Annotated in this window: 10 protein-coding genes; 6 read left to right on the top strand and 4 right to left on the bottom strand. The window is 30.3% G+C overall.

The window, feature by feature from the left end:
• A partial coding sequence (locus tag FY049_RS10210) for a helix-turn-helix domain-containing protein (protein ID WP_446083681.1) occupies positions 1-296 on the bottom strand: 296 nt, incomplete at its 3' end.
• Positions 293-1,132: a DNA adenine methylase gene (locus FY049_RS10205; RefSeq protein WP_446083680.1), complete on the bottom strand. Its 840-nt coding sequence runs from the start codon at positions 1,130-1,132 to the stop codon at positions 293-295. The genes FY049_RS10205 and FY049_RS10210, both read right to left, overlap by 4 nt.
• Positions 1,133-1,481: 349 nt before the next feature.
• On the opposite strand from FY049_RS10205, the gene FY049_RS10200 reads away from it, so the two are divergent.
• Positions 1,482-1,700, top strand: coding sequence for a helix-turn-helix domain-containing protein (locus tag FY049_RS10200; RefSeq protein ID WP_234623910.1), 219 nt, complete (start codon positions 1,482-1,484; stop codon positions 1,698-1,700).
• Here the strand turns inward: FY049_RS10200 and FY049_RS10195 are convergent.
• A complete protein-coding gene (locus tag FY049_RS10195) occupies positions 1,697-2,356 on the bottom strand; it encodes a hypothetical protein (protein WP_446083679.1) in 660 nt (219 codons plus the stop codon). The two genes, FY049_RS10200 and FY049_RS10195, sit on opposite strands and share 4 nt — an antisense overlap.
• Positions 2,349-3,632, bottom strand: coding sequence for a tyrosine-type recombinase/integrase (locus FY049_RS10190; protein WP_446083678.1), 1,284 nt, complete (start codon positions 3,630-3,632; stop codon positions 2,349-2,351). Before FY049_RS10190 ends, FY049_RS10195 begins: the two co-directional genes overlap by 8 nt.
• Before the next feature lie 985 nt (positions 3,633-4,617).
• Between FY049_RS10190 and FY049_RS10185 the strand changes: the two genes are divergently transcribed.
• The 5 genes from FY049_RS10185 to FY049_RS10165 are packed head-to-tail and all read left to right on the top strand — an operon-like array spanning position 4,618 to position 7,804.
• Entirely contained in the window at positions 4,618-4,893 is a 276-nt protein-coding gene (locus tag FY049_RS10185; RefSeq protein WP_446083677.1) for a hypothetical protein, read from the top strand.
• 53 nt (positions 4,894-4,946) lie between these two features.
• Complete coding sequence (locus FY049_RS10180; protein ID WP_446083676.1) at positions 4,947-5,384, top strand: hypothetical protein; 438 nt, start codon at positions 4,947-4,949, stop codon at positions 5,382-5,384.
• Positions 5,381-7,150 carry a DEAD/DEAH box helicase gene (locus FY049_RS10175; RefSeq protein WP_446083675.1) on the top strand — a complete coding sequence of 590 codons (1,770 nt, stop codon included), beginning with the start codon at positions 5,381-5,383 and terminating at the stop codon, positions 7,148-7,150. The genes FY049_RS10180 and FY049_RS10175 overlap by 4 nt, the downstream gene beginning before the upstream one ends.
• A gap of 19 nt (positions 7,151-7,169) precedes the next feature.
• Complete coding sequence (locus tag FY049_RS10170; protein ID WP_446083674.1) at positions 7,170-7,493, top strand: hypothetical protein; 324 nt, start codon at positions 7,170-7,172, stop codon at positions 7,491-7,493.
• Positions 7,475-7,804 carry a hypothetical protein gene (locus tag FY049_RS10165; RefSeq protein ID WP_446083673.1) on the top strand — a complete coding sequence of 110 codons (330 nt, stop codon included), beginning with the start codon at positions 7,475-7,477 and terminating at the stop codon, positions 7,802-7,804. Before FY049_RS10170 ends, FY049_RS10165 begins: the two co-directional genes overlap by 19 nt.
• Positions 7,805-8,314 lie beyond the last annotated feature (510 nt).

Here is an 8,314-nt window from a genome sequence, read left to right as displayed (position 1 = left end):
TTTTTGGTATTGGTATCTGAATTATCTTCACGTCCAAAGACACCAATTAATTGATAGACTTTTACGCCATTTCCTTTAATTTCACCTGTAAATTTAATCAACTTTTTAAGCTCAAGTTCGTCTAAAACTTTGATAATCGTTTTGCGATTTAAAGTGGTGTCTTTCTCTAACCGTTTTAAACTTGGGAAACACTTATGGTCATCACCAGCTCGATCAGCAAGTGATAGAAGTACTAGCTTTTGACTAGCACCATCCACAGTTGTTTTCCAAGCCCATACAGTTGCATCTAAACTCATAGGACACCTCCAAATAAGTCGGTATATTGTGCATTTGGCGAAATCCACAAGCATTCTGTTCGTAATCCGGCACCACGATTTGAAGCTATACGTGCCTGAGTGGTTTTCTTGGTCCATCCCTTTAGAAAATCGTCATACATACTGCTCTCATACCCTGACAGCACAATCATTCCCTCAAGATTTATTAATGTTTGAAGTAATTCAAGATGCTGTGCGTCATCCATCTCAAAGCGATAGTAGTGCCCATTAGAACCTATACAACGTGTTTCATGCATATATGGTGGATCTACATAATGGAGTGTTGTTGGCCCATCGTGATCTTTAAGAACTTGAACAGCTGGACGATTCTCAATAAGCACACCTGATAGCCTTTGACCAATAAAAGCTAAATGTTCAGGATATTCACGCCATAATGATTGTGCAGTGCCGTATTTTCGTTTTGTATCTATACGAAAGCCTGTTTTACCTTTAGTTGCTCCTGCTGAACCAAATCCCATTTGTGCACGAATAATGACTCGTCGTGCACGTTCTATTTCATCGTCGGTATACTCCCAAGCAAGCTCAAACTCACCTCTAGCGTATGGGGTAAAAATCAATTGCTCGATTAACTTGGTGCGATTTCTTTCAGAGCGAAGTACTGCAAATAAATTAACGATGTCCCCATCGAGATCGTTATAAACCTCAGAATAAGCGCGTGGCTTTTGTAAAAGAATTCCAGCTGTCCCACCAAATACTTCGGTATAGCAAGTGTGTTTAGGAAAATGACTAATTACCCATGATGCTAAACGAAATTTTCCACCGTGATATCTAATAAGCGGGTGATTTATAGTGGTCATAATTCACCGACCTTAGGCTTTACGTACCCACCAAATGAAATGACCTGTTCAGCTTTGATCAAGCTCGTAATAACCTGATGTGATAACCAAATCGTGATCTTGAATCGATAAGCCATCTTTTGGGCCAATTCTTCCTTGGTTAGCTTCACCCGATTACATAACAGCAGAGGTAAATCTTAATGGAAATATTTCTCTTGTTGCTTGAAATCATGATTTATACGAACTGTTTAGTAGTTATTACATTTGAAATGTGGAGTTGGTGAGATGAATTCAGCTGCAGAATTAAAAAGACATAATGAATTACAGGTATTTGCACAAGCCAAAAGAACGGTCAGTTGAGGAGAATAGTATGGGAGCAATTAAACTAAAGCCTGAAGAGAAATTAGCCCAACTCATTAATTCAGGCGCCAGTCTTGTAAGCACCACGGATGCAGCAACAATACTTGGTTATAAACCAAACACTCTTAGAGTCTGGGCAAGCCAAGGTAAAGGTGATCTAAAACCTGTAATGACAGGAAATGGTGCTAAGTGGCGATTGACAGATATTCGAAATTTGGTAGGGGCTTAAAGCCCCTTTTTTATATTTATTTTATTAATAATTTTCGAAACCTCACCCACATTGATTATATGAAAAATTGAAACTAAAGATGTAATTGATGCTACCGAGCAAATTACTGTGATTAATATATATGTACTTATAAAATTTAAATCATATTTTCCTGTTGTAAATGTCTCTTGGTACCAACTGTAAGTTTGTATAAGATAAACAGCTATACACCCAAAGATCAAATACAGAACCCCCCATAAAGCTCCCTTTTTAATTAATCCTTTTTCTGTATATTTACAACTTATAACATTATCATTTACCTCAAAATACCTTGAAGTCCTTTTTAGTTTTGAAACTAAATAAAAGTATTCAGACGCGTATTTTGTTGTCAAACTATCAGTAATTTCTAGTGGTAGATCTACCCCATCGTTAACAGATAATATTGCAGTTTTTTTAAGTAATTCGTTCGTTTTTACGCTTGATGGGATATTTATAAAATTTCTATAATATTCTTCTATTTCTAAATATTTCTTTACTGTATCTTTTTTTGAGTTTGTTGATAAAAAATAAGATAAATACGTATATAAAGCAGCAAATATACCTGCTAAACAAGACATTATCGTTAAAAATAAAGTTATATACTCAAATACTGAAAATGATGGAAATAAATCAGGCATTTTTGTCTCTCATGTTATATATCTTAGCTTCTTCTAAAATCCAATTTTCTATTTTTGTATGATGCATTCTCAAAAGATCGACTGGTCTATCTTTATAATGCTTCTCTGCTGTGGCACTTGGCTTATGCCCCATAATTTGAGCAACCACACCAGTTGGTATATCTAACCACTCTGCTAAGTTTGAAAATGATCTACGCAAATCATGGATAGTAAATTTTGGCAGGCCCTTTTCTGTGAGAGCTGCATAATAACTGTTTCGAATATCTGTAATATGTCCTGACTCCGATTGCTCTGACCAAAAGACAAAATCTGACTCAGGGTGTTTTGGCAATTGTGATAAAAGCTTTTCAACATAAGGAGTCATCGGGATAATACGATTTTCCTGCTCTACTTTGTCCCAAATGCTTATTGTTTTCCATTTAAAATCAACTTGCGCATAGGTCAAAGAACGCATTGATTCAGAGCGAGGCCCACATAAAATACTAATTTGTAGAAAAGTTTTATGCATTATGTTTGGGATTTCATTTACAGCTAAAAACCAATCTTTTAATTGATTGCGCTGCACAGAATTTTTTACAGGCTTCAAAACTGGCACTGCTCGACGCACTCGTTTGGCTTGATGCACTTTAGCATCGATCAAGTGCATATATATGTCATGCTCTTGACACCAATTTATACAAGATCTAGCAATCCTAAATCCTAATGCTGCCCTTCCAGGTCTCGTTTCTGCTTCCTTTGTTTGCCAAGCAATCAATGTATCTGATGATACCTTTACAAGTGGTACATCAAGTATCGAAGCTAAAACCCCTGGTATTGTTAAACCTTTCCCGCGTACTTTCTCTTCACCACCACGGTGAGATAGATCAATATGATCTCTAAGATGTCTCTCTGACCACAGGTGCTTATTCGCGTTTACATATTCAAAAAAGACATCACCAAAAGTTATTTTTTCATTTTGCTTTTCTTGAGCAAAATTTTCATTTTTCTGATCTTCTTCAGCCTTGTTTCTTCTTGGATCTATCCCTTGATCACAAAGTTGCTGTAAGCGTCTTGCTTCTTTTCGTGCATCATCTAGCGACCAGACATTTACATCACCCACAGTTATGCGTAAACTTTTGCCTGTAACTCGACTTTGAAAAATGTAAGATCTATTCTCGTTTTGGGTAACTCGCACAGAAAGACCAGGCGTATCAATATCCCAGTAAAAAACTTGATTCTTACCTTCTTCTGGTTTTTCTAGCTTTGCTACCTTATTTGTTGTGAATTTTAGCTTCATTTGCTTACATCGAACTCTGTGTAAGCGGTATGTAAGCAAATTAAATCAATAACAGTCAACACTGATAAATACAGATATCAAGTAAGCTATTAAAATTAAAGATAAAATATAATTTTAATCAACATTGATCAACAGTAGTAAACTCGAAAAATTCAGGACTCATAATCCGTTGGTCCCCAGTTCAAGTCTGGGCGGGCCCACCAAATAAGACAACCACTTAGGTGCATTAATCCTAAGTGGTTTTTTATTGTCTGTGATTTTAGAATGGCCATTTTTCAATATATTTTAGAAATCATCTGCTTTATCGTTTAATCAGCTTTTTTTAACTGAAATGTGATTTGTGCCCCATATCCCATTTTTCAACATTTATACTTTGTTCTTGTTCTTGTTCTTGTTCTTGTTCTTGTTTTATTATGAAGATCCATACTAAGAGGATAAAAATAGACTTATTGAACTACAAATGATTGAATTATAGATCCTTAAAGCAGTACAGGTACCATTAGATAAAAATATTATGTTTCATCAAAGGGATGGGGGGATTGTAAAGTATCTGAATCGTTTGTAATTGATAATAGTAAAACTCTTAACTTTTTAGCTATTTGCTTTAAAGTCAAAATTATAACAAAAATGAAGCGAACCTATTTAAAATTTCATATTTGAGCTTTTGATCACCTTGAGTATACGAATCTAAAGTCACGGCAAGGTAACTATCTTACTTCTAAAGTACCGTCATAGTGGATTGTAAATCTTATAATGCTTATACTGGTAAACACCTTGTATTGTAAAATACTTATACGGAATTTTCATTTCCTAAAATCAAAAATACTGAATTAGATGAAGGTATAATATTTAACACAAATTAAAAAAAATAGTATAAAATCTATATTTTAATGAACAGCCATAGAAAAACTTAAAACATGTTTTTAGGTCAAAATTGGTGAAAAATCTATTTAGAATAAAACTTTAAAGTTTTTTATGAGGTAGTATGGAAGTTTTTTCAAAAGAAATAGAAACAGGAAGAAATTTACACGTCTTAAAGATAAATACTTACGATAAGAAACTAATAGAATTAATAAATAAATACTTAGTTAAAATTTGTGAGGGAGGTGATTCAGAAGATATTACTAGAGTAAAAAAAAGACTACTAAAATTTATATTAAAAAAACATGAAACTACAAGAATGGGTGCTGTAGCAGAGTTTTTTATACATTTATATTTAAATGATTGCAATTATAAACAAGAATTTCTTTTTTTAACTTAGAAGAAACATCAATAAAAAAAGGGTTTGATGGTGTTTACACAAAAGAAAATGAAATGTATATATTAGAAAGTAAGTCCGGTTTTGAAAGTACAGCTGGTATATCTCATATCAGCAAACTAAAAGAAGCTTATGCTGATTTAAAAAAATATTTTGATGGCTCAAGTGATAAAGGTAATAATAATCCATGGCGAAATGCATATAATCATGCAAGTCATGGTGATATAAAAGCTAGAGACTCTTTAAAAAAACAAATAAAAACTCTCGCAAACTTATATGATGATGAATCATTTGGAAATATTGAACAATACAATATAATCCCTTGCTCAACAATATTTTTAGATAGTCATTGGAGTGATAATTTTATTAATGATTTTTTAGCTTCGACTGATCAATTAAAAAATTTCACAGCTAAAAAAATTGATTTAATAACACTTACCAAATTAAGATTATTGAATTTTATTGATTTTTTAGAATCGGAAACAAAGAAATGATTAATTTATCACAATTAAAAGATGATGAAGTATTTTCAGAAAATATAAAAAAATTATTCTTAAGAGAAAAACTCAGTGAAAGTGAATTAACATTTTTACTAAGCTGCTCTATTCTTTTTATAAAAAAGTATGAAAATGATAAAAAGGAAAAAAATTGCCTTTCTTTTGCATATTTTATAATTCTTAAAGTCGCTTTAGTTAACAATTACTATACTCCACTGTATGATATTTCAGTAAACATGGGATGGTATCCAATTTCTAGATTTATTTTTGAAAAAAATTTAATTAATTTAGTTAACTTATCTCAAATAGTTTCTGATGCAAGAGTTGATAAATATGAATTTGATGGTATTATTGAAACATATAAGCAAAAAAACAATAGAATCGATTTATTAAATTCCTCCACTGAAGAAAAAGCATATATTGCACCAACATCTTTTGGAAAAAGCAAACTTATTCAAGAATTTTTAAGAAGAAGGAAATATAAAAAAATTGCTATTATCGTTCCAACAAAATCTCTTTTAACACAAACTTTTAATACTGTTAAAGAATTATTTAATGAAAGAAAAATAATTTTTCATGATGAAATGTATATGGGAGAAAATGAATTTATTTCGATATTCACTCAAGAACGAGCTTTACGATTACTAAGTAAAAATAAAGATTTAAGTTTTGATCTTCTCGTAATAGATGAAGCACATAATTTAATGGATAATGATGTAAGAAGTATTTTATTATTACGCTTAATAAGGCGAAATAAATTTAGAAACAAATTAAGCAATATCCTATATTTATCGCCATTAATTTCAAATATTGAAAACATTAAGTACAGCTACAATCAGAATATTTTTGAGAGAAAGATTGATTTTAATATTAAGGAACCATCAATTCATCTCTATGATCAAGATCAAATTCATTACATCTACAATAGATATTTTAATAAATATTATGACATTAAACAATATCAAAATTATTTAGATTATATTTTTTTCAATGAAAAAAATAAAAACTTTTTTTATCTAAGAAAACCTAAAAGTGTAGAATTACTTGCAGAAAAAATTTGTTCTAATAAAAGCTACAATACATCTAAAGATCTAGAGGTAATTAGCAAAAGTTTATCTGAAAATGTCCATAAGGATTTCTATTGCGTTGATTATATAAAAAAAGGATTAGTATATTTACATGGTAAATTACCTGATATAATTAAAGAATATCTTGAATATAAATTTAAGAATATACTTGAAATTAAATATTTGGTTTCTAATTCTGTTATTTTGGAAGGCGTGAATCTTCCAATTGATAATTTATATATTTTAAATACTTATGGTTTAGACTCAAAGAAACTAATAAACCTTATGGGTCGTGTCAATAGATTAAATGAAGTTTTTGATTTAAGGAATAATAATCTTAATAAGCTAAATCCTGATGTTCACTTTGTATATGCAGAAAATTTCACTAATAAAAATTCAAAATTAAGAAATACAATTTATAAAATTAAATCTGGTGATTTTACTGATGATGTAGCTAACCCAGTTTTATTGAATTATGATTCTAAAAAACTCAATAAAAATAATACAGGAACTAATTCCAGTGAAATAATTGAATTAGAAAGCACAATCAAAATTAGAGAAGATTTTTTAATCGAAAATGATCTTAATGAAATGTTTAAATTAAAGTGTTCTCTGATTGAATCTAATATAGATTCTATATATAAAAATTTTGATAAAACCTATACTGCTTTGGAGAAAAAAACTCAAAATTTATAAAAACAATCCTGAATGGCGTATGAAAGATGCTCTAGATAAAATATCACTGTTTTTTATTGAAGACTTTGAAGATGAGATTACTAAAAAGAATTTATTACGTTTATCTAAAGAAAAAGCCAAAAACTTTTATAGAGTTTTTAATGAAAATAGACATAAACTAAATATGAGTGAAAATATTAAGAATATGCTTAAATATTTTTACTCGATTAGAGAAGAATACGCTGGTAAAAACTTTTATGTTGGTTCATCTTATGGCGAGTTTGCGATTTCAAATGATAGTTTTTTAAAAAACTATATAGATCTTTCAAAAAAAATGAAAAGGAAATGGTTAATATTGCATTAGTTAAAATAAAAATGGAGTCGGATTTTTTATCATTTCATATATATAAGTTTGCTAATGTATTATTTGATATTAATTTACTGACTGAGGATGAATATAATTTATTTATCTACGGTACAATTAATAAAGAAAGTAATGATTATATTAGATTGGGTTTAAGTAGTAACGTTGTTGTTACTTTAGAAAGAAATGATCAACTCAAAAACTTAGTTTTGAGCAAAAATGGTGCTATTAGGGCAAACGATGAATTTAAAAAATTTATGCATCATCAAGATGATTTATTCAGATTTGAACTCTCAAAATTTATTACTTAATTTTTTATCTTTATGGTTTATAAAAAAATTATTGTATTTCTGTGGTCTATTTTTGCTGTCCTGTAGTAGACCGCGGTCTTTTTGCGGTTTTAGTGAGCTTTTTGTACAAAAAATAGCTTATTATTCTTATATAAAAACTCAGATTTTCTTCATCTTCATCTTAGAAAAGTTAAAAATCTTAGTTTTCTTATACTTCCAGATTTATCCGCGGTCTTGTTGGTTTTATTCGATTTGACTATTCACAATAAATCCAAAATATTGTTTTTTATAGTAAAATATAAAAATATATCTCCACTCATAATCCGTTGGTCCCCAGTTCAAGTCTGGGTGGACCCACCAAATAAGACAACCACTTAGGTGCATTCATCCTAAGTGGTTTTTTGTTGTTTGCTATTCTTGATTAACTATTTTACATCTGCTTTATCGTCAATTAGCTTTTTTCTTTTAATCAAAGTGTGGAACTTGCGCCCCTCCCTTTCCGCATTTATGCATTTCTCTCAATTTACAACA

It is taken from the genome of Acinetobacter sp. 1125_18A (assembly GCF_052824985.1).
This window is presented reverse-complemented; position numbering and strand designations above follow the sequence as displayed.